We start from the raw sequence: 26,156 nt of genomic DNA, 5'->3' as shown, positions 1-26,156 counted from the left end.
TACTTGAGTTTATAAAAATTAAAAAAGCGGCTAGTTTAAAAAAACTAGCTGCTTTTACAAATAAAAAATATTAATAAATATGCTATTTAAGCGTCTAAAAATCGCACAAAAATAAGGTATTAATATCCAAGAATCTTGCCCAATTTTGGATAGATATGTCTAACAATCGTATTCTTATTTCCACTTCGGGATGTATATAAGGACTTATTGACAATTGCTGTCTAAACTTACTTACAATAGATGTTAATTCCCAAGCATAAGCATATTTTAAAAAATCGAGCTGCTCTTTTATATCTAGACTTAGGCTTTTATCATTATTAACTGCATTAATAAAATCTTCTAGTCTTTGCTCAATATTTTTTCTAGCATAACTTGCTTGTATTTCTATGTAATTCATGGTTAATGTCATTAAATATTTATATTATAACTGTTATTTTCATACTGTTCATTCATTAGCAGAATATTTGTACTACTATTTTGCGCTTCTAGCCTCCGGCAACAGCTTCATCAAAGACAGTTCAAACAAAAAAACAGCCGCCTCCATAAAGGAAGCAGCTGTTTTACAAATTATGTAACTACAAAGTATTTAGTAATCGAAGTCGCCGCCACCAGCGCCAGCGCCAGCAGGAGCGCTATCTTTAGGCTCAGGCTTGTCAACTATGATACATTCGGTTGTCAATACCATACCAGCGATCGAAGCAGCGTTTTGCAGAGCAGAACGAGTCACTTTCGCAGGGTCAACAATACCAGCAGCTAACAAATCGACAAATTCGTTTGTTGCAGCGTTGTAGCCAACGTTGAATTCTTTTTCTTTCACGCGTTCAGCGATTACAGCACCATTCTGACCGGCGTTTTCAGCAATCCGCTTTAGAGGTGCAGGTAAGGCGCGAACGACAATCAACGCACCAATCAACTCTTCATCCTGAAGATTGCTCTTTGCCCAAGTTTCCAAGTCGGGAGCTAGGTGAGCCAAACTTGTACCACCGCCAGGAACGATACCTTCTTCTACAGCAGCTTTAGTAGCGTTGATAGCGTCTTCTAGGCGTAACTTCTTGTCTTTCATTTCGGTTTCGGTCGCTGCACCCACTTTCACGACAGCGACACCACCAGAGAGTTTAGCAAGACGCTCTTGCAGTTTCTCTTTGTCGTAAGAAGATTCGGTTTCATCGATTTGACGACGAATCTGTTCGACACGAGCTTTAACAGCAACTTCGTTACCTTCAGCAACAATTGTGGTGTTGTCCTTGGTGATAGTGATCCGGCGAGCTTTACCCAGGCTATCCAGCTTGGTGTTATCTAGCTTCAAACCAGCATCTTCAGTAATTAGTTGACCACCAGTTAAAACAGCAATGTCTTCTAGCATAGCTTTGCGGCGATCGCCAAAGCCAGGAGCCTTAACAGCAGCCACGTTGAGTACACCGCGCAAACGGTTTACTACCAAGGTTGCTAAAGCTTCTTTTTCAATATCTTCGGCGATAATCACCAAAGGACGACCAGCACGAGCTACTTGCTCTAATACTGGTACAAGGTCTTGTACCAAAGCGATTTTTTTGTCAGTTAGCAGTAGGAAAGGCTCATCAAAAACCGCTTCCATCCGTTCAGCATCGGTAGCGAAATAGGGAGAGATGTAGCCTTTATCAAAGCGCATCCCTTCAGTGATTTCCAACTCGGTGAACATAGATTTCCCTTCTTCTAGGGAAATTACGCCTTCTTTGCCCACCTTGTCCATTGCTTGGGCAATCATCTGACCAACTTCTTCGTCATTACCAGCCGAAATCGCACCAACTTGGGCAATGGCTTTGGAATCTTCCACTGGACGGGCGTGTTCAGCAATTTTGTCTACGAGGAAGCCAGTAGCTTTGTCAATACCACGCTTGAGGGAAATTGCGTTAGCACCAGCTGCAACGTTCCGTAAGCCTTCTTTGACGATCGCATGAGCTAAAACGGTAGCAGTTGTAGTGCCATCGCCCGCAGCATCATTGGTCTTAGAAGCAGCTTGACGAATCAGAGCTACGCCAGTATTTTCAATGTGGTCTTCTAATTCGATTTCTTTAGCGATCGTTACACCGTCATTAACGATTTGCGGTGCGCCAAATTTCTTTTCTAGAACTACGTTACGACCTTTAGGGCCAAGGGTAACAGCTACAGACTCAGCCAAGATGTCAATGCCTCGTTCTAGAGCGCGACGGGCGTTTTCGTTGTAGATAATGCGCTTTGCCATAGGTGTCTAAATTCCGGGAGTAAGTCAATTTTTTCTTGAATTGGGCATTGGGCATTGGGCATTGGGCATTGTCTTCATTTTTGACATTTCCTCTTTCCCATTCCCTACTCCCCACTAGATAACGACTGCTAAAATATCTTTTTCGGAAAGCAGTACGTATTCTTCAGTTCCGAGTTTGATGTCAGTGCCAGCGTACTTAGAGTACAGCACCTTATCGCCGACTTTAATTTCCAATTCCTGACGGCTACCGTCGTCGTTACGCTTGCCAGGGCCAAGGGCGACTACTTCCCCGACTTGGGGCTTTTCCTTGGCAGTATCGGGTAAATACAGACCACCTGCGGTCTTTTCCTCAGAGGCGTTCACTTTTACGAAAACGCGATCGCCTAAAGGTTTAACTGTAGAAACGCTTAGAGATAAAGCTGCCATATTATTTCTTTCCCTTAGAGTTTAGCACTCTCAACTCCTGAGTGCTAATCTACCGAAAAGTAGCGTCCAATGGCAAGAATTCTTTGAGTACGGGTTCCCGCACTTAAAGATCGCGGGTGTACTGAAGTATAAATGCTTAATTATTTCTACCCTTCAGGTTTTGTTCCGTAAGTTACGAAGAGAGTAATGAGTGGAGAGTTAGGAGTTATAAGAATTCTTTTTCCATTCCTCATTTCCTACTCTCCTTCTGGATCAACTTTATTTGCAAAGCTTAGAAATTGTTATAGAACTGTAATCAGGGAGCCGCTCGATAAGTAACATTACAGTGATCCACTCTAGCCATCAAATCCCCAAAACCGCTAATTTACTAGAATATAAAGCCCTGAGTAATTGTTTAGAAATTTTAGGAGTTGCCGAAATTCAGCGACACATTTTTATTTGCGCTGACCAGACAATTGCTAACAACTGCTCAAAACGAGCTTGTCTGGAATCCTGGGAATACTTAAAAAAAGCGACTTATAGAGTTAAAATTTGATGAGCCGCAACAGAGTAATCACATTTGCGTCTATAGAACTAAAGCCAACAGCTTGCGCGTTTGTTGTTCTAGACCCATAATGGTGGTTTACCCTGATGGTGTCTGGTATCGTCAAGCAAGCCCGGAAGTTATTGAGCGGATCATCCAAGAACACTTAATAGGCAATAAGGTGGTAGAAGAATATTCGTTTTTAACCCATCCTTTGCCAGAAACTTCCCTAGTTTCTTGTGAACACCTCATAGAGGCTTAACAACCGAAGGATATGGTACAGTAGTAAGCTTTAAGAAAGTGCGGGTTGGTTTTGAGGTAGGGTCATCTTTAAGCCAATACTTACTTGTGAGTCAGAAGGATTATTATTTAATCAGTGTTTTTTCGCCCGTCACTTTCAATGCGATATATAATAGCGCATTATAGATACTACTGCTATACGTATCCTTGCTGGACTTTTGCTATCCAGCTATTAGTCTCTTGAAAGCGCTCGGCATTTTTGAGACTTCGAGACAGCAAAGGCAAGTTAAGTAGGAAAAAGGACAACATCTCAAAATAACCCACCATAGAGGATAAATATTCAAGACTTTGATGGACCGAAGCGCAACAAGTGCCACTGCTATGAAAGAGCCCAGCATGAAAGATCACAAACGACTTCTATTGATTGATGATGACCCTAACCTCATCTTGCTGGTGAAGGATTACTTAGAGTTCCGGGGATATGAAGTCATCACCGCCGAAAATGGACGTGAAGCTCTGGAAATTTTAGAGCAAGATGTTCCAGACATGATTATCTGCGACGTGATGATGCCGGAAATGGACGGATATACTTTTGTGGAACAAGTCCGGCAAAACGAACGCACCAGCTGGATTCCGGTTCTTTTCCTTTCAGCTAAGGGACAAAGTGCAGACCGAGTTAAGGGTCTGAACAAAGGTGCTGATGTTTATATGGTCAAGCCCTTTGAACCAGAAGAACTTGTAGCGCAAGTTGAATCCTCGCTGAAACAAACTATCCGTTGGAAAGAACACCAAGCAAAAGGAGGCGAAAACGGTTCCCGTATTCAAGTTCCCTTCGATGTGCAATTAACCCCAACTGAATTGAAAGTAGTTCAGTTTGTTGCTAGGGGTTTAGCTAACCGAGAAATTGCTGAAGAACTCAATGTTAGTCAGCGCACGGTTGAAAGCCATGTGTCCAATATGTTGGGCAAAACTAATCTCCATAACCGCACTGAACTAGCGCGGTGGGCGATTGAAAATCAAATGGCTTAAACAAAGTTAAGAGTTAAAAGTTAGGAGTTATGAATTTTTTAACTTCTAACTTCTAACTCCTAACTAAGATTTACCAACCATCTTCTTCAGGGCTGGATTGGTGCAAAACTTCTAAATCCAGTTCATCCAGGTAAGTTAGGGCGCTTTCAATCTAAGAAACAGTGCCCCGTAGTTCCAAATCGAAGCAGCTATCTTGTGGCACGTTTGCGCTTACCTGAGCATCAGCAATAATGACTGTGACCTGAAAGTGAGAAACCAGTCGTGAAATAACTGGTTCCTCATGCAAATCTTTAGGAATGCGAACTTGGATACAAGTTTGGGTGCGTCTATTATCTAAAATATCAGTATTAAATTTTACGTGTTTATTTGGAATTGCTATTGTAACTTCCTACTCGACTTCTTGGATGAGGGTTTTGCTTTGCACGATTTCTTTTAACACTAGCGTCACTTATCCTACACAGGCAAGCAAGAAAGTATTTGCCTTTGCAAACCATTAATTTAGATGTAGTAAATGTGAAGAATTGCTCTTAATCAGCTATTTACGAGGTTGATTGTCATTTTATAGTGGTTTTCGAGCAGATTTAATATAGCCAATCTGTAGGGTTACAACAATTGTTGTAACCCTAATTTATTGTGTATGAGATTTAATACTGAAGTCAAAACTGCTATATATGTTACTTTGTCAAAGTTTTAGGGAACTCTATTACTAGAACCTTGTAGATTTAGCCCTCTGTTTAAATATCAATAAAAATAGATTCTTTAGGATATTTACTTCTGTGTAATGACCTATTGTATAAATCCCAATTGTCCAAAACCTCTTGACCCAGCGAATGCAAACAACCTTATTTGCCGTAACTGTGGGTCAGAAATACTGTTGCAAGGTCGCTATCGGGTACTGAAACAACTAGGACAAGGTGGCTTTAGTAACACTTTTGAAGTTGACGAGTCTGGGAAAACTAAAGTCTTAAAAGTGCTGACTGACAAGAACCCCAAAGCTATTGAACTGTTTCAGCAGGAAGCAAAGGTTTTGAGTCAGCTAAACAGTGCGGGTATTCCCAACGTAGAACCAGATGGTTATTTTACTATTTTACCTAAAAATAGCTCTGTTCCATTGCACTGTTTAGCAATGGAGAAAATTGAAGGCGTAAATTTAGAGCAGTGGATGGAATTTCGTAATTATCAACGTATTTCTGAAACTCAAGCTCTCAATTGGCTTAAACAACTTGTAGAAATTCTCGCTTTAGTACATGCTCATCAATATTTTCACCGTGATATTAAACCTCAGAATATCATGTTGCGACCAAGCGGGCAACTTGTGTTAATTGATTTTGGCGCAGTGCGACAAATTACTACAACAATTTTGGCGGGAAATTCCCATACCAGGATTATTTCTCAAGGTTATTCACCACCAGAACAACAAAACGGTTATTCGGTGCAACAGTCAGACTTTTTTGCTTTGGGACGGACTTTTATATTTTTGCTTACAGGTAAAGAACCCCAAGATAAAGCTATTTATGATCCTCTGACTAATGAGTTGCATTGGCGAAACTATGCAGTTAATATTTCTCCTCTTTTAGCAGACTTAATCGACCATTTGATGGCTTATACTGCAAATCAGCGTCCTGAAAATACCGGAGTTATTTTACAGAAATTAAAGGACATTGAACAAGGGTTAAATCAAGTTCACATTTTCAAAAATACTACAAAGAGTCAATCTAAAAATAGTGCTTCTGGGACTGTTGCAGTTAGTCTAGGTAAACCAGTCACAACAACGGCTAAACAAACCCAAAAAAGGTTTAACTGGTGGACATTAATGATTAGTTTGTTTTTAGCTCCTTTTATTAATTCTGTATTAACTAAAAATGATAATCAAGATGTTTTGAAAAATGTAGATACAACACCTATTAGTCCTGGTGTTTCTAATTCATCACCAGTTATCCTCATTCCTGAATCTACACCAAAGACTAAACCACAAATTCAAACAAGTCGGGTAAATGTAGTTTCATCTGAAGATGTGGAAGCTGAAAAAGCGAGAAGGGAAGAAATAGAAAAGCAAAAACGGCAAGCTGCTTTAAAAGCTGAAGAATATAGACAAGCGGCTATAGAAAAACAACGTCAATTACAAGCAGCAGCTAAAGAAGCAGAAAAAAAACAAGAAGCAGAGAGACAGGAAAGAGAACTTGAGGCTGCTATATTGGCACAACTGAAAGAACAAGCTGCACTGCAAGATAAACAAACAAGACAAGCAGCAATACAAGCTGAAAATGCTAAACAAGCTTTGCGAAAAAAATCACAAACAACAATTGTGACAGTTCCAAAGAAACGACAATCATCTACTAAAGGAAAAGTTACAAGCAAGAAACCAGAAAATATACAACGTGCAAATAATAATGTAGTTAATGCTGCTAAAACTTGGGAAACTACATATCCTATTCCTAAAGCTTCCGATGAATTAGAACAAGTAATTAGAGAGGGAAATCAATGATAAAATTCACAGTCAAAGGTTTAATTGCTTTATTTGTGACTAGCTTGGCTTTGTTTTTAACGCCAATGAGAAGTGATGCACAGGTTAATATGAAGACACTAGCTGAGGTGGCTGAAAGTTGTCAGAAGGATGTGTCTTCTAAAAAATACTATCAACAAATGTTATTAAATGTCGCTCAGTGGTTTAATAGTGATTTAGAAGAATGTATCTACTCTCGATATCATTACTCCTTAATTTTGGATAAATTTACTGAACTCGCTTCAACAGGAGAAATACTGCCAGGTTATCCTGGTTCTGTAGCTGTTGGACAACTAGCAAGCACCTTTAGTCATTATGCTTACAAGAGGCAGTTGTTAGACTGTATTATTTCTAATAATCCCTCTAGTGACGTATGCAACATGAGCAGAATGATTTCTAACTACACAAATAGTAAATATAGGTCTGATTGGTATTCAAGATCACACTACTTACCATATGTTTGCCCTTCTTGTGTTGTAGCTCATGACGAAGTATCAGGTTCACAAGAGACAATTTTAAAAGCTTTTATCGAATGGTTTATTAAACTTGATAAACCACAAAGAAGAGAAGTGATTTCTCTTTTAGGGGATGACGATGAAGCAAGCCAATTGATACGGTCACTAAATAATGACTCTGAAAAAGCAGTAGAAGAATATCGGGAAGCACGTGCAAGGGTTCAGCAACAGGAACAGGAACGACGTAGACAAGAATTACTTGGTAATTAGGTTTTTGTAATTTAGTAGTAGGTTGGGTTGGTGCAAGAAAACCCAAGATTTTCAAGTTCCTGCTGGGTTTCTCTAGTAACCTACTTAAAGCACAACTCTTGATGATGATCAAAAAGGTTCATCATCAGGACTATCATCAGGGTAATTATCAGGTTCATCATCAGGACTATCATCAGGTTCGTCGTCAGGATCGATATCATCATCATAGTCATTATCTTCATAGCTATCAAATGCAATATCAGGATCAATATTACGAAATATTACATTTCCCAACTCATCTATAACTGCTTCTGCTTCTCCATTTATAGTATCTGCAAGATAGCCGCTATCTTCATCCTGTTCTCCTTTAATTTCAAAGGTCAATCCTAAAGTACAGCTATCTTCTTCCAAGTTTGGCTCAGATATTTTGAAATCAACGACTTCCCAACTACTATAATCAACGCCTGGTAGTTCATTGCGTATAGAAATCACTATTTCGTCATCTAGAATTTGTTGTATTACGTCACCTATCTTATTGTTAACTTCTTGTTCAAGCTCGAATGAAGACAGATTTTGGAGATATGTAATATAGTTTTCTTCAGGCATAGCTTTCAGTAATATTTGAACCTTCAAACAATATAATATAGTAAAACATTTGGGTTGACGCAAGGAAACCCAACCAAAGCATAATTAAAAATCCCTAATTTCTCTTCAAAAGCCATTCAATAAATTTGTGTCTACTCATTAAAAAAGATTATAGCAAATTATGTATGTAGTTAGATACATCATTTAGATACATCAGTTCTAGTAATCATTAGAATTGTGAGTAACCATAGTAATACTAAGTTGAACAACCTACATAAAAATATGGTAATCCTCTATATGAATAAATTGTAGGCTGGAGAACCCGGTAATAATTAAAAGGAAACCAAAGATAGTAGTAAATTTATTAAACATATTTTAGTAATGTAATAGTGAATAAGAGATAGTAAAGATATGTAGAGAAGGAAGAAAAGTAAAGTAATCAAGTAAGTAGGTAGAAGTTAAACATCCTTAAGTTCAAAAAAAATAAATAGTTTCGATTGTAATCACTATGTATGACAACATTTGCAAATTCATTGCTGAAAACTTCAAAGATGACTTAGCAACATGGTTACTAGGTTCACCAATTAAATTAACAGAACTAAGCCCCACAGAATTATCAAACGAACCGATTCGTGCTGACTCGCTAATACTATTACAATCAGATGACTTAGTTCTGCATACCGAATTTCAAACCGACCTTGATGAAGATATCCCCTTTCGGATGTTAGATTATCGAGTTAGGGTTTATCGTCGGTTTCCTCACAAAGAAATGCGTCAAATAGTAATCTATTTGAGAAAAACAAGTTCACAATTAGTTACTGAAAACAGTTTTAAATTAAACAACACTTACCATCAGTTTGAGGTAATACGGCTGTGGGAACAACCCACAGAAAGATTTATGAGTATTCCAGGTCTATTACCCTTTGCCGTGCTAAGTCAGACAAACGATCCTACAATGGTATTAACCCAAGTAGCTAAAGCAGTTGAAGCAATTAGCGATCAACAGTTACAAAGAAATATAGCTGCTGCCAGTGGCATTTTAGTAGGTCTGGTGTTAAATAAAAATGTAATTAGCAAGATTTTAAGGAGTGAGATTATGCGCGAATCAGTCATTTATCAACAAATCCTAGAAGAAGGGGAAGCGAAAGGGGAAGCGAAAGGGGAAGCCAAAGGTAAAGCACAAACAACAAGAAAGTTGGCTTTAAATTTGTTGCGAATTGGAATGAGTTTAGAACAAATTGCTCAAGTTACTGAATTACCTATTGAGCAAATTCAAGATTTACAAGAGGAGATTCAAAAATCTTAACTTTAACTAATCGCTTTATAAAATACGCGGCTATACAAGCAAAAATCTGCATTCGCGGGTTTCAAACTTCTTATGAGTACGCGCAGACGGACTTGGTTTATTTAGACGCGATTTCTAATCGCCTGGGTTTCAAATTCTCAAACTAAAACTCAGCACTTTGTGGTGTACGGGGAAACGGAATCACATCACGAATATTTCCCATACCAGTCATAAATTGTACGAGTCGTTCAAAACCTAACCCAAAACCAGCGTGGGGAACAGTACCATAACGACGCAAATCAATATACCACCACAAGTCTTCTGGGTTTAAACCCTGCGCTAATACCCGGCGTTCTAGAACTTCTAAACGCTCTTCTCTTTGAGAACCCCCGACAATTTCGCCAATTTTAGGTGCGAGAATATCCATTGCACGGACGGTTTTTTCATCGTCGTTCAAGCGCATATAAAAAGCTTTGATTTGCGCTGGATAATCTGTAACGATTGCAGGTTTTTTAAATAATTGTTCAGCTAGGTAACGTTCGTGTTCTGATTGTAAATCTAAACCCCAACTCACAGGATATTCAAATTTAACATCGGCTTTTTCTAAAAGTTTGATGGCTTCTGTATAAGTTAAGCGTTCAAACTGATTATTAATAATATTTTCGGCTGTTGCCAACACAGATTTATCAATGCGTTCATTGAAAAATTCCATATCTTCTGGGCAGGTTTCCAACACATACTTAAAAATGTGTTTGAGAAACGCCTCAGCTAAATCCATATCGCCTTCTAAGTCACAAAAAGCCATTTCTGGCTCAACCATCCAAAATTCTGCTAGGTGGCGGGAGGTGTTGGAATTTTCTGCACGGAAGGTAGGGCCAAAGGTGTAGACGTTAGAAAACGCCATCGCCATTACTTCCGCTTCCAACTGGCCGCTAACTGTTAAATATGTGGGTTTAGCAAAAAAGTCTTGGCTGTAATCTACTGCTTGGTTTTCTGTGCGGGGAATATTCTTTAAATCCAAACTAGTAACGCTAAATAGTTCACCCGCGCCTTCGCAGTCGCTAGCAGTGATAATGGGTGTGTGTACCCATAAAAAGCCTCTTTGTTGGAAAAATTGGTGAATTGCTGTCGAACAAGCATTTCTGACGCGGAAAACTGCACCAAAGGAATTGGTACGCGATCGCAAATGTCCAATGGTTCGCAGAAACTCGAAGGAATGGCGTTTCTTTTGCAGGGGATATGTATCGGGATCAGCTTCTCCGTAAACTTTCACGGAGTCGGCTTTCAACTCAATTCGCTGTCCTTTCCCAAGAGAAGCCACTAGTACCCCTGTCACCTCAACAGCAGCACCCGTATTCAATTTTTTTAAGATAGCTTCGTAATCTGGCAAATTCTGATTGATGACGACTTGCAAATTAGCTAGTGATGAGCCGTCATTGACTTCAATAAAAGCAAACCCTTTGGACTCGCGCTTCGTCCGTACCCAGCCTTGTACTAGGAGAGACTCATCAGGTTGACCACTTAGCAATATTTCTGCAATCCGTCGATTTGCCATATTTTAAACCAGTTAAACCAATCCAAAATCCAAAATCTAAAATCCAAAATTGGAATTATCCAGCATAAGACTTTAATATCCAGCCTATGATAACGCCCATTCCACCAAAGCGGACAACTTGCCAGAAAGGTTTTTTGAGGCTACGCCAAGAAAATAACTGGCTTTCCAAGTTTAGTTCTAGCATTTCTAACTGCTGTTGAATTTGCCGTAACTCTGCTTTTATTTCTAGTGTCTGAGATTTATTGTGCTTTAGTTGATCGCGGCGCTGTTGCCATTGTGCCTGTTCTTGGCGATCGCGTTGTACTTGATCGTAACGTTCTTTTAAGGATACGAGCGATCGCTCTACTTCTTCTAGTTCTTGTTCAAAATCTGGTTCAGGAGTTTCTCCTGGCTGTTGTGATTGTTTAGACGGCTTCATGTATAAGTAGTAAACTAAGATTAAATGTAAACCAATTGTCATTAGTTATTAGTCATTGGTAATTTCCCAAAGGACGAAAGACAAAGGACAAATGACAAATGACAAAAAACTTAAAATTATGTCCCAATCTACCCAACTGCCGAAAACCAGTCAACTGAATGAACTTAGTACTTTGGAACTAGCTCAAGCTCTCATGGAAAGGCTAACTATTTCCCCTAACGATTGGCATCGCCTCAAGTCTAACCGCAATTCCCGCGCTAATGAACAAGTGGCAGCAGCTATTATCTATCTTTTAAATAATCAGCCACAAGAAGCTCAAGCTAGATTAGAACAGGCTATTGGTTGGTTAGATCGCTCTATTTCTGCCCCTCCCTGTCCAACTCATGGAAAAAGTTAAAATTTAGGAGTGAGGAGTTAAAAGTTTTAACTTATTAACTCCTGTACAGATGCGATTAATCGCGTCTCTACTCCTAACTTCTAAATCAGCTACCGTCGCAGAGATAAGCGAGGACGATTTTCCATTTGTTTACAAAGTCTCAATTCTGTGCCTTTGTGGTTCCACTGTACTTGATCAAAGATTTGATGCAGAAGACATAAACCACGACCACTTTCTGACTCATCTGGTGGGAGATAGTCTGTTGGTTCTTCTTCATTAGTAGATGAAGGAGTAAAACCGCTACCCTGGTCTGATATTATCCACCAATATTGATTATCTATTAAGGAAAAACGGACTACAACTGTTTTACTAGGATCGAGATTATTGCCATGTTTAGCTGCATTTACTAGGGCTTCTTGAAGTCCTAGCCGCAGTTCTCCTTGTAATTTTGATGGGATTTCTGCCAACAGTAAATCTAATATTGGACAAAGGTAGAGGGTTGAGGCAAAGCTAATAGTGCCCCAATAACGTGCAACTGGACGGAGTGAAATTGTAATCACAAAAGAAACCCCATAGCTTTCAGTTAGCTAGACATCAGTTTGCTATTACAGGCACCCTGATAAAATTGAGGTGGTCATGCTGCCTTCAAACTTGCGTCTTTAAAACTAAATTTTGAAAATGCTAGGGAGCATTAGCTCTATAGTATGAATTGGAATTGTTTAGATAGATAACGGCTGGAATAGTCTTGATAATGGATTTAGCAACTTAAAAAGATGCTACTAATTTGACAGAGTATTGGCATACTCTATTTAATTGCCGATTTGTCATTTATACAATCCAAATCATATTTTTAAGAACCTATGCAGCTTGAATTTATTTAAACAAAATGAATTTTTATTTTTGCCTTAATTCAATTTTAGCATCTTTAGTATGCACTAGACTAAAAATTTCAAATTTCAGTTTTTGCAAAGGAATTACTATCCTTGTCCAAATGTGATAGCACAAGAAAGGCGGCAGCTTCAACATGAGCAGTTTGAGGAAAAAAATCAGCAGGTTGTACCCGTGTGATAGTATATTGCCCATCTTGACAAAGCAATTTCAAGTCGCGGGCGAGGGTGGCTACTTTACAGCTGACGTAAACTATCCGAGATGGTTTCAATTGCCGTAAAGTGTTTATGACTGAGCGATCGCACCCCTTACGTGGCGGATCAAGTATTACTACTTCTGGTACTGTGCCCATTTTTGTCAGTAATTTTTCTACTGCCCCAACTTGGAATGTCACATTATCAATTCCGTTGCGATGAGCATTCAAGATAGCTTGTTCCACTGCTGCTGGTTGCACTTCTAATCCTGTAGCAATACGGACTTTTTTGGCAAGGGGTAAAGTTAAAGTCCCAATACCACAGTAGGCATCAACTAGCAACTCATGTCCTTGAAGATTGAGTTCTGATTGAATTACCTGCAATAGTGCCTCTGCTGTTTCTGTATACACTTGGAAAAATGTATCTGGGCGCACTTGAAATTCCAGTCCAGCAAAATTTTCATGCAGGTGGGGGACTCCAGCGATGCAACGAGTTTCTGATCCAAAGATAGCATTTGTGCGATCGCCATTGCGATTGAGCGACACTCCTACTAACTGCGGATAGCGCTTTAACCATTCCTGGGCTTGGGTTTCAATTCCTGATAAATTCCAGTCCTTCACCACCAAAGTCAGCAACATTTCTCCAGTGTGTCGGCCAATGCGTAAACCAAGATGGCGAATTTGTCCAAGGTGGCGCTGTTCGTTATAGATTCGCCAACCCCGTTGTTGGATATCCTGCTTAACTTCGGCAAGTAAGGGATTTAATCGCGCGTCTTGGACTGGGCATTGATTTAAATTAATTAATTGGTGACTACCTTTTTGGTAGTAACCAGCTTGTACCTGTCCTGTTGCTGATGTATTTAGAGGATATGTAGATTTATTACGGTAGCCTAAAGCAGAAGGAGCGGCGAGTACAGGATTTACTGGTGGTTGGACAAAACCCCCAATGCGTTCCAAAGCTTGGATAACTTGATTTTGCTTAGCTACTAGTTGGTAATCATAATTAATATGCTGCCACTGGCAACCACCGCACTTATCCGCCACAATGCAATTGGGTCGGATACGGTGGGGGGATGGTTCCAATAGCTCCTGGAGCTTCCCGTGACCGTATTTTGGTTTAATATGTACCAAGCGAACAATAGCGCGATCGCCTGGTACTGTATCTGGGACAAACACTACACGCTCATCAGCGCGCCCTACACCATCACCTGTATCACTCAGGTTAGCGATCGTTACTTCAATTAATTCACCCTGTTGCCAAATTATTTTAGTCATTAGTCATTAGTCATTTGTTATTGGGCATGGGGCATTGGGCATTGGGCATGGGGCATTGGGCATTGGGCATGGGGCATTGGGCAAAAATCAATAGTTCTTTCTTCTCCCCTGCTCCCCACTCTCCCCACTCCCTAAACAGATAAATTCAATACATAACTAGCTCTTATCCCTTCACTTGTGTACCTCCAACTCGCTAAACTAACAGATAATATTTCAGGTGATTTCAATAATCATGACTGTAATTAGCCAAGTTATTCTCAAAGCCGACGACGAACTGCGTTATCCCAGCAGTGGCGAACTTAAAAACATCAAAGACTTTTTGGAAACCGGCGTACAACGGACGCGGATTGCGGCTACCTTAGCCGAAAACGAAAAAAAGATAGTTCAAGAAGCAACCAAACAACTTTGGCAGAAGCGTCCTGACTTTATCTCCCCCGGAGGTAATGCTTACGGAGAACGCCAACGCTCTCTATGTATCCGCGATTTTGGCTGGTACTTGCGTCTAATTACTTATGGTGTGCTTGCTGGCGATAAAGAACCAATTGAAAAAATTGGTTTGATTGGTGTGCGGGAAATGTACAATTCATTGGGCGTTCCCGTGCCTGGAATGGTAGAAGCGATCAATTCCCTCAAAACAGCCTCCCTTAGTTTACTGAGTGCAGAAGACGCTGCCGAAGCAGGACCCTACTTTGATTACATCATTCAAGCGATGTCTTAATACAAAGTGTGTGCTGGTTTTGGGAGTATACTTCCGGTCTACTAGAGTGAGTGCAATATCTTAGCGCTCGATAGGCATAAGATACCCAATTTGCTCATACCTTCCCCACATTTGGTAGTGGCTGTGGCAAAATCTCTGTCAAGTTACTAACCAGTTGTGGGGAAATTTATTTAAGTATAACTATGGGGCATTTCTCAAAGGATGAACAACATACAGACATAAAAAACCGACAGTCCTTGATTAAGGCTGTCGGCAATTAAGTGTGTTCCCTATTAATGACTCGGCTAGAGTTCAGTTGTCATTAATTATGCCTAGTTAGCGATTGCAGGGAGACGATCCTAATCATGTATAAGTGTGATTCTCGTCACATGATTGTTACATCTAAACTGCATTACTCGAATCATCTCTGAGTACCAGTAGATATCTAAAAATTTGTTAAAAATTATACTGATTTAATTGCTTAAGTTATTTTTAGGTTTATATTTACATATAAGTATAAGTACGTAGCTTGCCGCTATAGGCATCGCGCTTTGCAACATAAATTAATTAGCATCTCAAAATACTTTTAACGCTATTCACCAACATAGCTACTAATTCAAGTGATGCGGTGGTTGCAGTAATTGTATTAATCATTGCTGCTATTGCTGCTGATATCGCCTCCATCTAGCTCCTGCTATAAGCATTGTTATTACTGTACTTGCAATAGAAACAATCCCAGTAGCAGCTATACCCGAACCAACTAAAACTGCGCCAACTATAACAGTAACAATAGTTCATTCCAATGGATTAGGACTGTGACAAGCCAGAATAAAGATTATAGAAAAAATCATTTTATTACTTCAAGAATGTTGTATTTAGTTAATCTAAGTTTTACAAACATGCCTTGATTTTTGATAATAGTAAAATTACTCAAATTATCAACCTTCAGCTTAATTGGCCAGAAAATTAAATGTTTTTACAGTTGCCTTCATTGAGTAAATCACAATGGCGCGATAAGCTAAAGGACGAAAGGGTTGCTAAATTCAGCACTGGCACAACCTCAAGCCATCTTTGGCGGCGAACTTCTCTATCCTACAATTGTTGAGCAAGCAGCAGCATACCTGTACCATTTAGCGATTAACCATCTGTTTATTGATAGCAATAAATGCACTGCATTTGCGGTTATGGATACCTTCATAACCTTAAACGGCTACAGTTTGAACTTATCTCAAGAGCAAGCTTACAACTTGGTGATTCAAGTAGTCCAAAAATAAATATCCAAAGAAGAATTATCTGCATTTCTAAAACTGGATCTGCGAAGCAAGTAAATCGATAGAATAATGCTCTGTCGCCCAGAGTGCATTTTCATGACTCTTCCAAAAGTTAAAAATCAGCAATGTCATTTTGAGCAAAACGCAGAGGAGAGAATAATTTCACCAGATGTTTCGCTCTGCTCAAGATGACACGATATTTAAGCATATATGCAAGAGGTCTATTGAATCCCCTGACCACCCATCAGCTATAGAGCTATTTCAAGGTGCAGCAACGGGAGTAGGCGGTATTCTTAGAGATATTATTACAATGGGTCGACGTTCCATTGCTCCCCAAACTTTGTTAAAACACGAGATAGAAGAATTAACAAACCTATGCCCCGTTTGCCAAAGTGCTGTAAGAGAAAGAGCTATCTGCAAAGATAAATTTCTCAAAACCAGTGGTGGACAAGCTAATGGAGTTTCCATTGTTGTTGAAACTGATGTTGGCACTTTTAAGGGTATTGCCAGAAATAACACCAGATACAATCAGTTCGGAGCGATTGAAAGCGCCCAAATCCAGAGTGTCAAAACCGTCCCCGCCATCAACAGTGCCAGCACCGAAGCCTTTGAAGTAGTCATCCCCTGTGCCCAGATCAATCTTGATCCCGCCACCGATAGAAACTTTTTGTTGAACTCCATTTAGGATACTGGTGGCGATAAGAGAGTCATTCCCATCGCCAGTCTTGATGATTCCTTGTCCATAAATGCCATAAACAGTACTACTAATTGTTGAAGATGCCTGTCCGGTAAGTTTGTCAGAACCCTTGCCCGTATCAATGACTCCATCGTTGAAGATGCCATAGCTGGTGGCGTTTTTTTCAGAACTGTTCCCATAACCGGTAATCTTGTCGTTGCCGCACCCTGTAGTAATGGTGGCGTCTTTAGTGTTTTGGATGCCGATTCCAGCACCGCCATCACCGATGCCGCCAGTACTGGTGCCACTGTTGCCGCCGTTCCCTGTGCCGGTAATCGTGTCGTTTGCGTCCCCTGTATTCAAACTGCCACTATTGGTGATGCCTGTCCCAGTACCACCGTTGGCGCCATTGCCGAATTCCTCATTGTTGCCCTTTTCGCCACCGCTGCCGCCAGTACCTGTGCCAGTGATCGTGTCTTCTCCGTCTCCGGTATCCAGTTTTTTACTGTTAGTGATACCAGTTCCAGTACCGCCATCACCGCCGTTAAAAAACCCCCTGCCGCCGTTGCCGCCAGTACCTGTGCCAGTGATCGTGTCTTTTCCGTCTCCGGTATTAATACTGCCACTGTTAGCGATGCCGATTCCAGTAGCGCCATTTCTGCCGCCGTTGCCGGCGGCGCCGCTGCCGGCAGTACCTGTGCCAGTGATCGTGTCATCTCCGTCTCCGGTATCCAGTTCCTTACTGTTAGTGATACCAGTTCCACTACCGGCACCGCCGCCGTCGTTGCCACCGTCGCTGCCCTTCCCTGTGCCAGTGATCGTGTCTTTTCCTGAGCCTGTATTAATACTGCTACTGTTAGCTATGCCTGTCCCAGTACCACCATCGCCGCCCACATAACCACCACCACCGCCGCCACCAGTAGCGGTGCCGACGATCACGTCGTTTCCATCTCCTACATTAATATTGCCACTGTTAGCGATGCCGATTCCAGTACCACCATCGCCGCCGAAGTAACCCCCACCACCTGTACCGCCAGTAGCGGTGCCGGTGATCGTGTCGTTTCCATTTCCTGCATTAATACCGCCACTGTTAGTAATGCCTGTCCCAAAAGCACCATTGCCGCTGTCATTGAGGCCGCCACTGCCACTGCCGCCGTTGCCTGTGCCAGTGATCGCGTCGTTTCCATCTCCTGCATCAATACCGCCACTGTTAGCAATGCCTGTCCCAGAAGCACCGTCGCTGCTCTGCTCAAGGCCGTTATCGCCAGTAGCGATGCCAGTAATCGTGTCTATTCCTGAAAGTGTACGAATGGAACCTCCAGTTAAAATATCAATACCAATTGCTGGTGATGCATTTAACTCTTCTCCAATTAAAGTATCTGCACCCCCGATGCCAATGAAATTGGGTGGAACGGTAAGTCTAGGCATGATTAAAATCCTCTCAATTAGGTTATACCAATTCTGTATAAAGATGCGCCAAATTATATAAGGAACGAACTGCATAGACGCAAAGCGGCTTAAGGCAGAGATAGGGCGCAAAGGATATAAAGCAAGAAAAGAAAGTTTGGCGCAGCCTCACAAAGAAATGGTATTAGTATGGTCGGTTTTATGCACAAAGAAAGAAAAGAAAATTTTCTTACTTTCTAAGTAACACTACACAAATAACAGCATAATAGTAGCAGGATTTCAGAATTTCTAATCTAGATTTTAGACGTTTACGATATTTATTTAAGTAGATTTATTTAGCTGAACTGTACCGTATTGCCATGAACTATCGTAAAGTTGCACCTACAGGGCAAGTAAATCGATAGAATAATGCTCTGTACAATTAGCAACAATCTGTCCCCGATAGTGCATTTTCATGACTGCAAGCTCAAAACCAGCCTTTTTTGCCAAATAAATCGCCGTAGAAGGTTTAAGATTGGAAGAATACGCACAAATTGTCCGTCAGTTAGGGCGTTATCCCAACAAGGCTGAACTAGGAATCTTCAGGGTGATGTGGTCAGAGCATTGCTGTTACAAAAATTCTCGACCTCTACTTAAACAATTTCCCACCGATGGCCCCCGCATTCTCGTGGGACCTGGTGAAAATGCTGGTGTTGTAGATTTGGGCGACGGACTCCAACTAGCTTTTAAGATTGAATCCCACAACCATCCTTCAGCTGTAGAACCCTTTCAGGGAGCCGCAACAGGAGTAGGAGGCATTCTCAGAGATATTTTTACAATGGGTGCGCGTCCCATTGCTCTATTAGACTTGTCGGGAAATAAGAGAGAATAGACAGCAGTGGTAGGGAAGGATGATGCTGAATATTGAAGGTGCGCTGAAGCAAGATCGGCCGTTGAGGGCATTAACTGGGTTGAATAGGAAAGCATTTGATGCTCTTTTGCCTACCTTTACCACAATGCACCTTAATATTCAACAGACCAAGCCTCGCCAACGTGCCCTGAGTGGAGGACGCAAAGCCCGCTTACTTACAGCCCAAGACAAATTGTTTTTCATCCTTTTCTATTTCAAATGTTATCCTAGCTTCGATGTGGCAAGACTGCTCTTTGATATGCATCGCTCCCAGGCACATGAGTGGATGCATCGATTGCAGCCAATAAATATTAGAAGCGGCTTTGGGACAGAAGATGGCGCTCGCTGCCGGAACGCCATCTCGAAAACATTGAAGCATTTTTGTCACGCACTCCAGGAGTGCAACGAGTGATGATTGATGGGACAGAACCCCCAATTGCGCGACCTCAAGAAAGAGAACAACAACACAACTACTCCGGTAAAAAGAAACGTCATACACGTAAACACTTGGCGGCAGTTGATCAAACCAAACGGGTCTTGATCTTAAGCAAAGCACGAGAAGGTAAAATGCATGACAAACGTTTTCATGAGGAAGATGACATTGCAGGTAGTGTGCCTGATGAAATTCCGATTGAAGTAGACTCGGGCTTTCAGGGATTACAGAAGCAGTATGACAATCTCCATCTCCCTGACAAAAAGCCCAAAGGGGGCGAGTTAAGTGACCTTCAAAAAACGGAGAATCGTCAATTGAGTCAATCGCATGTAGTTTGCGAAAATGCCTTTGCTGGTCTAAAGCGCTACAACGCCGTCAGTGTCATTTCTCGTAATCGGATTGAAAACTTTGATGACCATTTGATGCTGACCGCAGCAGGATTATGGAACTTCTACTTGATGGCTGCTTAAGAGAATCCCAATTACAAGACCAGCATTGCCTCACTTATCTTTTATTTCCCGACAACTCTATTAAACTCACTGCGCTTCGGTTCTCTAGAAGATGCTAAAACTCAAAGGCTGTTCCAAGGCGTAGTGGCAGGAATTGCCCATTATGGTAATTGCATTAGCATACCCACCGTTGGCGGCGAAGTTTACTTTGACCTGGCTTACTCTGGTAATCCCCTGGTGAATGTCATGGCACTAGGATTAATGGAAACACGAGATAGGGGAATTAACAAACCTATGCCCCGTTTGCTAAAGTGCTGTAACACAAACAGCTATCTGCAAAGATAAATTTCTCAAAGCCAGTCGTAGACAAGCTAATGGGGTTTTTATTGTTGTTGAAAGTGATATTGGCACTTTTAAGGGTATTGCCAGAAGTAACACCAGATACAATCAGTTCAGAGCGATTGAAAGCTCTCAAATCGAGTGTGTCAAAACCGTCTCCGGCATCAACAGTTGCTTCCCCAAATCCTTTGAAATAGTCATCCCCAGTGCCCAGAGCAATGTTGATGCTGCCACCGATAGAAACTTTTTGTTGAACTCCATCTAGGATACTGGTGGAGATAATTTCGTCATTGCCATCACCAGTCTTGATGATTCCTTGTCCATAAATGCCGTATGCAGTACCACCAATTGTTGCTGTAGCCTGTCCGGTAAGTTTGTCAGAACCCTTGCCGATATCAATGACTCCATCGTTGACGATGCCATAGGCAGTGGAGTTTGTTCCAGAACTGTTCCCATAACCCGTAATCGTGTCGTTGCCCCACCCTGTAGTGATGGTGCCGTCTTTATTGTTCTGGATGCCGGTTCCAGCACCGACATCGCCGATGCCGCTAATAGTTTTGCCACCATTGCCGCCAGTACCGATGCCGATAATCGTGTCTTCTCTGTCTCCAGTATCCAGTTTGCCACTGTTGCTGATACCAGTACCAACTCCGCCGTTGCCGCCGATGAACTCAGTCTTGTTGATGCCGCCGTTGCCGCCAGTACCTGTACCGATAACTGTGTCTTCTCCATCTTCGGTATCCAGTTCGCTACTGTTGCTGATGCCAATCCCAGATCCGCCTGGGATATTATCGGAGTCATAAATGTCGTCTGAGCCGCTGCTGCCGCCACTACCAGTACCAGTAATCGTGTCTTTTCCGTCCCCTGCATTCAGACTGCCAGTGTTAGCGATGCCTATCCCAGTACCATTGACGTTGTTCGAGAAGCTCACGATAGAGTTGCCGCCAGTACCGATGCCAGTGATTGTGTCTTCTCCATTCCCTGCATTTAATTCGCCACTGTTAGCGATGCCAGTCCCAACTCCGCCGTCGCCACCGACCGCATCGGCGTTGTTACCGCCAGTACCGATACCAGTGATCGTGTCTTTTCCATCGCCTGCATTCAGTTCGCCACTGTTAGCGATGCCAGTCCCAACTCCGCCGTTGCCGCCGACCCCACCGCCGCTGTTGCCGCCAGTCCCTGTGCCAGTGATTGTGTCTTCTCCATTCCCTGCATTCAGAGTGGTACTGTTGGCGATACCGATCCCATCTCCGCCGTAGCCGCTGCCGACACCATTTCCGCCATTGCCGCCAGTACCGATACCAGTGATCGTGTCTTTTCCGTCTTCTGTATTCAAACTGCCATTGTTAGCGATGCCGATCCCAGTTCCGCCGTCGCCAGTATCACCGCCGTTGCCAGCGGGACCGCCGATGCCGCCAGTACCTGTGCCGATGAGCGTGTCATTTCCATAGCCTGTATTCAAACTGCCACTGGTGCTGATGCCTGTCCCAACTCCGCCGTTGCTGCCGCCGCCTCGTAGATTAAACCCACCGTTGCCGCCAGTACCTGTGCCAGTGATCGTGTCTTTTTCGTCTCCTGTATTTAAAATGCCACTGTTAGCGATGCCTGTCCCAGTTCCGCCGTCGCCATCAGGCTCATTGCCCCCGAGGATATCGCCGCCATTGCCACCAGTACCAGTGCCGGAAATTGCGTCTTCTCCATCCCCTGCATTCAGACTGCCACTGTTAGCGATGCCTGTCCCAGCTCCACCGAACGAGCCACCAGCCAAGGCACCGCCGCCATTGCCGCCAGTACCAGTGCCGGAAATCGCGTCTTCTCCATCCCCTGCATTCAAACTGCCACTGTTAGCTATGCCTGTCCCAGTTCCGCCAACACCAATGTCAACGCCTTCAACGTTGCCGGCCGAACCGCCGTTCCCGCCAGCACCGATGCCGATGATTGTGTCGTTTCTATCCCCTGCATTCAGACTCCCATTGTTGCTGATGCCTGTTCCAGTTCCGCCATTGCCGCCGTTGCCGTTACTATCAAAGCTGACATTAGTATTATTGCCACCGTTGCCGCCAGTACCAGTGCCGATAATTGTGTCTTCTTCGTCTCCGGTATCCAGTTCGCCACTGTTGCTGATGCCGATTCCAGAGCCGCCAACGCCGCTGATGCCTGGATTCTTGCTGCCGATGCCGCCGTTGCCACCAGCACCAGTGCCGATAATTGTGTCGTTTCCGTCCCCTGTATTTAGAATGCCACGGTTGTTAGCGATGCCTGTCCCAGTTCCGCCATTGCCGCCGTTGCCATCGCTGTTGATCTTGTTGTCGCCGTTGCCGCCAGTACCAGTGCCAGAAATTGTGTCTTCTCCGTCCCCTGTATTGAGATTGCCACTATTAGCAATGCCTGTCCCAGATCCACCCTCGCCTCCCACGTAGCCGCCCTTGCCGCCGTTACGCCCAGTACCAGTGCCAGAAATTACGTCATTTCCATACCCTGTATTCAGACTACCACTGTTAGCGATACCAGTCCCAACTCCACCGCCGCCGCCCTCGTAATTGCTGTCAAGATTGCCGCCATTGCCGCCAGTACCAGTGCCAGAAATCGTGTCTTCTCCATCCCCTGTATTCAGATTGCCACGGTTGGCGATGCCAGTCCCTTCTCCACCCTGAGCAACGCCGATGCTGGCAGCACCTGTGCCCTTAATGGTGTCATTCCCTGAAAGCGTGTAAATCAAACCTCCAGTTAAAATATCAATACCAATTGCCGGTGAGCCATTTAACTCTTTCCCAACTAAAGTGTCGGAACCAGGGGTACCGATGAAATTTGGTGGAACAGTAAGTCTAGCCATGTTCAAAATCCTCTTTATTAGATTAGTACGGTCAGTTTGTTCATTGAGATGAGTAGTCTATCAAAAAAATTCCCAGAATCCTTTCTTCAACAGTCATTCAGTGATTGAGTCTGCCGTTGTAGAAGTTACTTCAGGCGAATAAAATGCCAACTAAATAATCAGATTTCAGAGCATCAAAACTTGCGAGCGCCTCCTATGAATTTTTTCTGTCTTCAGATAATCGCTCGTTTGACAGGCTAATAGCCATTTCCATAACCTGGAAATCATCTATGCACATTACTATAAAACAAAATTTTATTACTTTATAATTCTCAGTATAATTACCATTATTACAGAATATAATACAATCTCCTTTTAGACGTATTACAAAAATCAAGCGAGTAAATAGATAAATTTACTTGCTTGATTTTTAACATCTAGCTATGAACCATCGTAGAACTGCACCTACAGGGCAAGTAAATCGATAGAATAATGCTCTGTACAATTGGTGCATTATTATCCATGACCGCCACATCTCCTGCTTTTTTTTCCCCGCAAGAAATCGCTGCTGAAGGTCTTAAACCAGAAGAATACGCAGAAATTGTCCGTCGGTTAGGACGTCATCCCAACAAAGCCGAACTAGGAATGTTCGGGGTGATGTGGTCAGAGCATTGCTGTTACAAAAATTCTCGACCTCTACTTAAACAATTTCCCACCGATGGCCCCCGCATTCTCGTGGGACCTGGTGAAAATGCTGGTGTTGTAGATTTGGGCGACGGACTCCAACTAGCTTTTAAGATTGAATCCCACAACCATCCTTCAGCTGTAGAACCCTTTCAGGGAGCCGCAACAGGAGTAGGAGGCATTCTCAGAGATATTTTTACAATGGGTGCGCGTCCCATTGCTCTATTAAACTCACTCCGCTTCGGTTCCTTAGAAGATGCCAAAACTCAAAGGCTGTTCCAAGGCGTAGTGGCGGGAATTGCCCATTATGGTAATTGTGTTGGCGTACCCACCGTTGGCGGCGAAGTTTACTTTGACCTGGCTTATTCTGGTAATCCCCTAGTGAATGTCATGGCACTAGGATTAATGGAAACACCAGAAATCGTCAAATCTGGTGCATCTGGCTTAGGCAACCCCGTGCTGTATGTTGGTTCTACCACTGGGCGCGATGGCATGGGAGGCGCAAGTTTTGCCAGTGCAGAATTGAGCGATCAGTCAATAGATGATCGCCCTGCTGTGCAAGTGGGAGATCCATTTCTGGAAAAGTCGTTAATTGAAGCTTGTCTGGAAGCGTTTAAGACAGGTGCAGTTGTCGCTGCCCAAGATATGGGAGCAGCCGGTATCACCTGTTCTACCTCAGAGATGGCGGCAAAAGGCGGTGTGGGAATTGAACTCGATTTAGATAAAATTCCCGTCAGAGAAAGGGGGATGGTTCCCTATGAATATCTGCTTTCGGAATCTCAAGAACGAATGCTGTTCGTTGCCCACAAGGGGCGTGAGCAGGAATTAATCGAGATTTTTCAGCGTTGGGGACTGCAAGCCGTTGTCGCTGGGAGTGTCATCGCTGAACCCATCGTGCGGATTCTCTTTCAAGGTGAAGTAGCAGCAGAGATTCCTGCTGAAGCTTTAGCAGAGAATACCCCACTATATGACCGGGAATTATTGACAGAACCGCCAGAATATGCACGTAAAGCTTGGGAATGGACACCTGATTCCTTACCTCCTTGCACAACTGCTGGAATAGAACTCTCAGAAGGGGTGCAAAGTTGGAATGATATTCTGTTAACTTTGCTGAATACACCCACGATCGCATCTAAAAACTGGGTATATCGTCAGTATGACCATCAAGTACAAAATAATACAGTAATACTACCAGGTGGTGCAGATGCGGCTGTTATCCGTTTGCGCCCCCTAGAACAAATTCCCAATCTAAAATCTCAAATCGTTCGACTGAGCGTTCGCGCAGCGTCTCGTAGAGAAGCCGAAGTCCAAAATCTCAAATCAGGAGTGGCGGCGACAGTAGATTGCAATCCTCGTTATGTTTATCTTGACCCTTACGAGGGAGCTAAGGCAGTGGTGGCAGAAGCTGCACGCAATCTTAGCTGTGTAGGTGCAGAACCTCTGGCGGTGACGGATAACCTGAATTTTGGCTCTCCAGAAAAACCGATTGGTTACTGGCAGTTGGCAGAAGCTTGTCGCGGTTTGGCAGAAGGTTGTCGAGAATTGGCAACACCCGTTACAGGCGGTAATGTCTCTTTGTACAATGAAACTCTTGATGCCCAAGGCATCCCGCAACCTATTTATCCCACCCCAGTAGTTGGTATGGTGGGGTTGATTCCCGATATCACCAAAATTTGTGGTCAAGGTTGGCAAGCAGTCGGCGATGTGATTTATCTTCTCGGATTGCCTCTGGCATCCAAAATCAGTTTGGGAGCATCGGAGTATTTAGCTACTATCCACGGTACTGTTGCCGGAAAACCACCACAGGTAAATTTTGACTTAGAACGCCGCGTCCAGAAAGTTTGTCGTGAAGGAATTCGTAATGGTTGGGTACGTTCAGCCCATGATTGTGCTGAGGGGGGATTAGCGATCGCAATAGCAGAATGTTGCATTTCTGGCAATCTTGGTGCCGAAATCAATTTAGAAATAGCACCAACACAGTTAAACAGATTGGATGAGGTGTTGTTTGCCGAAGGTGGTGGCAGGATTTTTGTTTCTGTAGCATCAGAACAACAAGAAATTTGGGAATCATACTTACAGGAACATCTGAATCAAGAGTGGCAAAAACTGGGTACGGTTCATAATTATGAGACGGGTTTGGGGGTTTTCACTACTGATAACCAAGCCTTAATCAAAGTTAGGATCGAAGATATGAACGATCGCTATTCCCACGCGATCACTAGGCGTCTTGCCATCCACACTACTACCTAAGTCCTGAGTATTTAGATTTCACTCAGAA

General features: G+C 42.8%; 22 protein-coding genes and 2 pseudogenes. 13 read left to right on the top strand and 11 right to left on the bottom strand.

Going from position 1 to position 26,156, the window contains the following annotated elements:
• Positions 1-94: 94 nt before the first annotated feature.
• The 3 genes from V7L20_RS30165 to groES form a co-directional block, all read right to left on the bottom strand.
• A complete protein-coding gene (locus V7L20_RS30165) occupies positions 95-397 on the bottom strand; it encodes a hypothetical protein (RefSeq protein ID WP_334747599.1) in 303 nt (100 codons plus the stop codon).
• A 189-nt stretch (positions 398-586) separates the two neighbouring features.
• A complete protein-coding gene (gene groL, locus V7L20_RS30160) occupies positions 587-2,221 on the bottom strand; it encodes a chaperonin GroEL (RefSeq protein ID WP_334747598.1) in 1,635 nt (544 codons plus the stop codon).
• 114 nt (positions 2,222-2,335) lie between these two features.
• On the bottom strand, positions 2,336-2,647 hold the full coding sequence (gene groES / locus V7L20_RS30155) for a co-chaperone GroES (protein WP_229451592.1): 312 nt from the start codon (positions 2,645-2,647) through the stop codon (positions 2,336-2,338).
• Positions 2,648-3,261: 614 nt separating this feature from the next.
• On the opposite strand from groES, the gene V7L20_RS30150 reads away from it, so the two are divergent.
• Both V7L20_RS30150 and V7L20_RS30145 read left to right on the top strand, forming a co-directional pair.
• Positions 3,262-3,432 carry a (2Fe-2S) ferredoxin domain-containing protein gene (locus V7L20_RS30150; protein ID WP_334747597.1) on the top strand — a complete coding sequence of 57 codons (171 nt, stop codon included), beginning with the start codon at positions 3,262-3,264 and terminating at the stop codon, positions 3,430-3,432.
• A 329-nt stretch (positions 3,433-3,761) separates the two neighbouring features.
• On the top strand, positions 3,762-4,439 hold the full coding sequence (locus V7L20_RS30145) for a response regulator transcription factor (RefSeq protein WP_012407592.1): 678 nt from the start codon (positions 3,762-3,764) through the stop codon (positions 4,437-4,439).
• Positions 4,440-4,590: 151 nt separating this feature from the next.
• On the opposite strand, the gene V7L20_RS30140 is transcribed toward V7L20_RS30145, so the two are convergent.
• Complete coding sequence (locus V7L20_RS30140; protein WP_334747693.1) at positions 4,591-4,749, bottom strand: NIL domain-containing protein; 159 nt, start codon at positions 4,747-4,749, stop codon at positions 4,591-4,593.
• Between the two features lie 471 nt (positions 4,750-5,220).
• Between V7L20_RS30140 and V7L20_RS30135 the strand changes: the two genes are divergently transcribed.
• Together V7L20_RS30135 and V7L20_RS30130 are read left to right on the top strand one after the other, a co-directional pair.
• On the top strand, positions 5,221-6,924 hold the full coding sequence (locus V7L20_RS30135) for a protein kinase domain-containing protein (RefSeq protein ID WP_334747596.1): 1,704 nt from the start codon (positions 5,221-5,223) through the stop codon (positions 6,922-6,924).
• Entirely contained in the window at positions 6,921-7,667 is a 747-nt protein-coding gene (locus V7L20_RS30130; RefSeq protein WP_334747595.1) for a hypothetical protein, read from the top strand. The genes V7L20_RS30135 and V7L20_RS30130 overlap by 4 nt, the downstream gene beginning before the upstream one ends.
• A 108-nt stretch (positions 7,668-7,775) precedes the next feature.
• Here the strand turns inward: V7L20_RS30130 and V7L20_RS30125 are convergent, their stop codons facing one another.
• On the bottom strand, positions 7,776-8,138 hold the full coding sequence (locus V7L20_RS30125; protein WP_334747594.1) for a hypothetical protein: 363 nt from the start codon (positions 8,136-8,138) through the stop codon (positions 7,776-7,778).
• Positions 8,139-8,739: 601 nt separating this feature from the next.
• On the opposite strand from V7L20_RS30125, the gene V7L20_RS30120 reads away from it, so the two are divergent.
• Complete coding sequence (locus V7L20_RS30120; RefSeq protein ID WP_334747593.1) at positions 8,740-9,537, top strand: Rpn family recombination-promoting nuclease/putative transposase; 798 nt, start codon at positions 8,740-8,742, stop codon at positions 9,535-9,537.
• Positions 9,538-9,679: 142 nt separating this feature from the next.
• On the opposite strand, the gene asnS is transcribed toward V7L20_RS30120, so the two are convergent.
• Together asnS and V7L20_RS30110 are read right to left on the bottom strand one after the other, a co-directional pair.
• On the bottom strand, positions 9,680-11,071 hold the full coding sequence (asnS, locus tag V7L20_RS30115; protein ID WP_334747592.1) for an asparagine--tRNA ligase: 1,392 nt from the start codon (positions 11,069-11,071) through the stop codon (positions 9,680-9,682).
• A 55-nt stretch (positions 11,072-11,126) separates the two neighbouring features.
• Positions 11,127-11,489, bottom strand: coding sequence for a hypothetical protein (locus V7L20_RS30110; protein ID WP_334747692.1), 363 nt, complete (start codon positions 11,487-11,489; stop codon positions 11,127-11,129).
• A 118-nt stretch (positions 11,490-11,607) separates the two neighbouring features.
• Between V7L20_RS30110 and V7L20_RS30105 the strand changes: the two genes are divergently transcribed.
• Positions 11,608-11,886: a DUF6439 family protein gene (locus V7L20_RS30105; protein WP_334747691.1), complete on the top strand. Its 279-nt coding sequence runs from the start codon at positions 11,608-11,610 to the stop codon at positions 11,884-11,886.
• 89 nt (positions 11,887-11,975) lie between these two features.
• Here the strand turns inward: V7L20_RS30105 and V7L20_RS30100 are convergent, their stop codons facing one another.
• Both V7L20_RS30100 and rlmD read right to left on the bottom strand, forming a co-directional pair.
• Complete coding sequence (locus tag V7L20_RS30100) at positions 11,976-12,425, bottom strand: ATP-binding protein (protein ID WP_334747591.1); 450 nt, start codon at positions 12,423-12,425, stop codon at positions 11,976-11,978.
• 389 nt (positions 12,426-12,814) lie between these two features.
• A complete protein-coding gene (gene rlmD / locus V7L20_RS30095) occupies positions 12,815-14,221 on the bottom strand; it encodes a 23S rRNA (uracil(1939)-C(5))-methyltransferase RlmD (protein ID WP_334747590.1) in 1,407 nt (468 codons plus the stop codon).
• 232 nt (positions 14,222-14,453) lie between these two features.
• Between rlmD and V7L20_RS30090 the strand changes: the two genes are divergently transcribed.
• Positions 14,454-14,939: an allophycocyanin subunit alpha-B gene (locus V7L20_RS30090; protein ID WP_190729985.1), complete on the top strand. Its 486-nt coding sequence runs from the start codon at positions 14,454-14,456 to the stop codon at positions 14,937-14,939.
• 1,013 nt (positions 14,940-15,952) lie between these two features.
• Positions 15,953-16,192 (top strand): type II toxin-antitoxin system death-on-curing family toxin, encoded by a 240-nt coding sequence (locus V7L20_RS30085; protein WP_334747589.1) that lies wholly within the window; start codon positions 15,953-15,955, stop codon positions 16,190-16,192.
• A gap of 370 nt (positions 16,193-16,562) precedes the next feature.
• Here V7L20_RS30085 and V7L20_RS30080 read toward each other — a convergent pair whose 3' ends face one another.
• A complete protein-coding gene (locus V7L20_RS30080; protein ID WP_334747588.1) occupies positions 16,563-18,293 on the bottom strand; it encodes a hypothetical protein in 1,731 nt (576 codons plus the stop codon).
• Positions 18,294-18,765: 472 nt separating this feature from the next.
• On the opposite strand from V7L20_RS30080, the pseudogene V7L20_RS30075 reads away from it, so the two are divergent.
• From V7L20_RS30075 to V7L20_RS30060, 4 genes and pseudogenes are all read left to right on the top strand, one after another.
• A pseudogene (locus V7L20_RS30075) lies at positions 18,766-19,119 on the top strand (AIR synthase related protein); the annotation flags it as partial.
• 43 nt (positions 19,120-19,162) lie between these two features.
• Entirely contained in the window at positions 19,163-19,573 is a 411-nt protein-coding gene (locus tag V7L20_RS30070; RefSeq protein ID WP_334747587.1) for a helix-turn-helix domain-containing protein, read from the top strand.
• Positions 19,543-20,064: a transposase family protein gene (locus V7L20_RS30065; protein WP_334747586.1), complete on the top strand. Its 522-nt coding sequence runs from the start codon at positions 19,543-19,545 to the stop codon at positions 20,062-20,064. Before V7L20_RS30070 ends, V7L20_RS30065 begins: the two co-directional genes overlap by 31 nt.
• Positions 20,065-20,112: 48 nt before the next feature.
• Positions 20,113-20,313 (top strand): annotated as a pseudogene (locus V7L20_RS30060) (AIR synthase related protein); the annotation flags it as partial.
• A gap of 22 nt (positions 20,314-20,335) precedes the next feature.
• Here V7L20_RS30060 and V7L20_RS30055 read toward each other — a convergent pair.
• Positions 20,336-23,215, bottom strand: a complete 2,880-nt coding sequence (locus tag V7L20_RS30055) for a beta strand repeat-containing protein (RefSeq protein WP_334747585.1) — start codon at positions 23,213-23,215, stop codon at positions 20,336-20,338.
• Between the two features lie 501 nt (positions 23,216-23,716).
• Between V7L20_RS30055 and purL the strand changes: the two genes are divergently transcribed.
• Positions 23,717-26,128 carry a phosphoribosylformylglycinamidine synthase subunit PurL gene (gene purL / locus V7L20_RS30050; protein WP_334747690.1) on the top strand — a complete coding sequence of 804 codons (2,412 nt, stop codon included), beginning with the start codon at positions 23,717-23,719 and terminating at the stop codon, positions 26,126-26,128.
• The last annotated feature ends 28 nt before the right edge of the window (positions 26,129-26,156 follow it).

Source organism: Nostoc sp., assembly GCF_036916735.1.
In the GTDB taxonomy this organism is placed as follows: domain Bacteria; phylum Cyanobacteriota; class Cyanobacteriia; order Cyanobacteriales; family Nostocaceae; genus Nostoc.
This window is presented reverse-complemented; position numbering and strand designations above follow the sequence as displayed.

Excerpts from the sequence above, each read along its gene's own strand:
- V7L20_RS30165 (WP_334747599.1), bottom strand. The coding sequence starts at position 397 with ATGAATTACATAGAAATACAAGCAAGTTATGCTAGAAAAAATATTGAG.
- groL (WP_334747598.1), bottom strand. The coding sequence starts at position 2,221 with ATGGCAAAGCGCATTATCTACAACGAAAACGCCCGTCGCGCTCTAGAA.
- groES (WP_229451592.1), bottom strand. The coding sequence starts at position 2,647 with ATGGCAGCTTTATCTCTAAGCGTTTCTACAGTTAAACCTTTAGGCGAT.
- V7L20_RS30150 (WP_334747597.1), top strand. The coding sequence starts at position 3,262 with ATGGTGGTTTACCCTGATGGTGTCTGGTATCGTCAAGCAAGCCCGGAA.
- V7L20_RS30145 (WP_012407592.1), top strand. The coding sequence starts at position 3,762 with ATGGACCGAAGCGCAACAAGTGCCACTGCTATGAAAGAGCCCAGCATG.
- V7L20_RS30135 (WP_334747596.1), top strand. The coding sequence starts at position 5,221 with ATGACCTATTGTATAAATCCCAATTGTCCAAAACCTCTTGACCCAGCG.
- V7L20_RS30130 (WP_334747595.1), top strand. The coding sequence starts at position 6,921 with ATGATAAAATTCACAGTCAAAGGTTTAATTGCTTTATTTGTGACTAGC.
- V7L20_RS30120 (WP_334747593.1), top strand. The coding sequence starts at position 8,740 with ATGTATGACAACATTTGCAAATTCATTGCTGAAAACTTCAAAGATGAC.
- asnS (WP_334747592.1), bottom strand. The coding sequence starts at position 11,071 with ATGGCAAATCGACGGATTGCAGAAATATTGCTAAGTGGTCAACCTGAT.
- V7L20_RS30110 (WP_334747692.1), bottom strand. The coding sequence starts at position 11,489 with ATGAAGCCGTCTAAACAATCACAACAGCCAGGAGAAACTCCTGAACCA.
- V7L20_RS30105 (WP_334747691.1), top strand. The coding sequence starts at position 11,608 with ATGTCCCAATCTACCCAACTGCCGAAAACCAGTCAACTGAATGAACTT.
- rlmD (WP_334747590.1), bottom strand. The coding sequence starts at position 14,221 with ATGACTAAAATAATTTGGCAACAGGGTGAATTAATTGAAGTAACGATC.
- V7L20_RS30090 (WP_190729985.1), top strand. The coding sequence starts at position 14,454 with ATGACTGTAATTAGCCAAGTTATTCTCAAAGCCGACGACGAACTGCGT.
- V7L20_RS30080 (WP_334747588.1), bottom strand. The coding sequence starts at position 18,293 with ATGCCTAGACTTACCGTTCCACCCAATTTCATTGGCATCGGGGGTGCA.
- V7L20_RS30070 (WP_334747587.1), top strand. The coding sequence starts at position 19,163 with ATGATGCTGAATATTGAAGGTGCGCTGAAGCAAGATCGGCCGTTGAGG.
- V7L20_RS30055 (WP_334747585.1), bottom strand. The coding sequence starts at position 23,215 with ATGGCTAGACTTACTGTTCCACCAAATTTCATCGGTACCCCTGGTTCC.
- purL (WP_334747690.1), top strand. The coding sequence starts at position 23,717 with ATGACCGCCACATCTCCTGCTTTTTTTTCCCCGCAAGAAATCGCTGCT.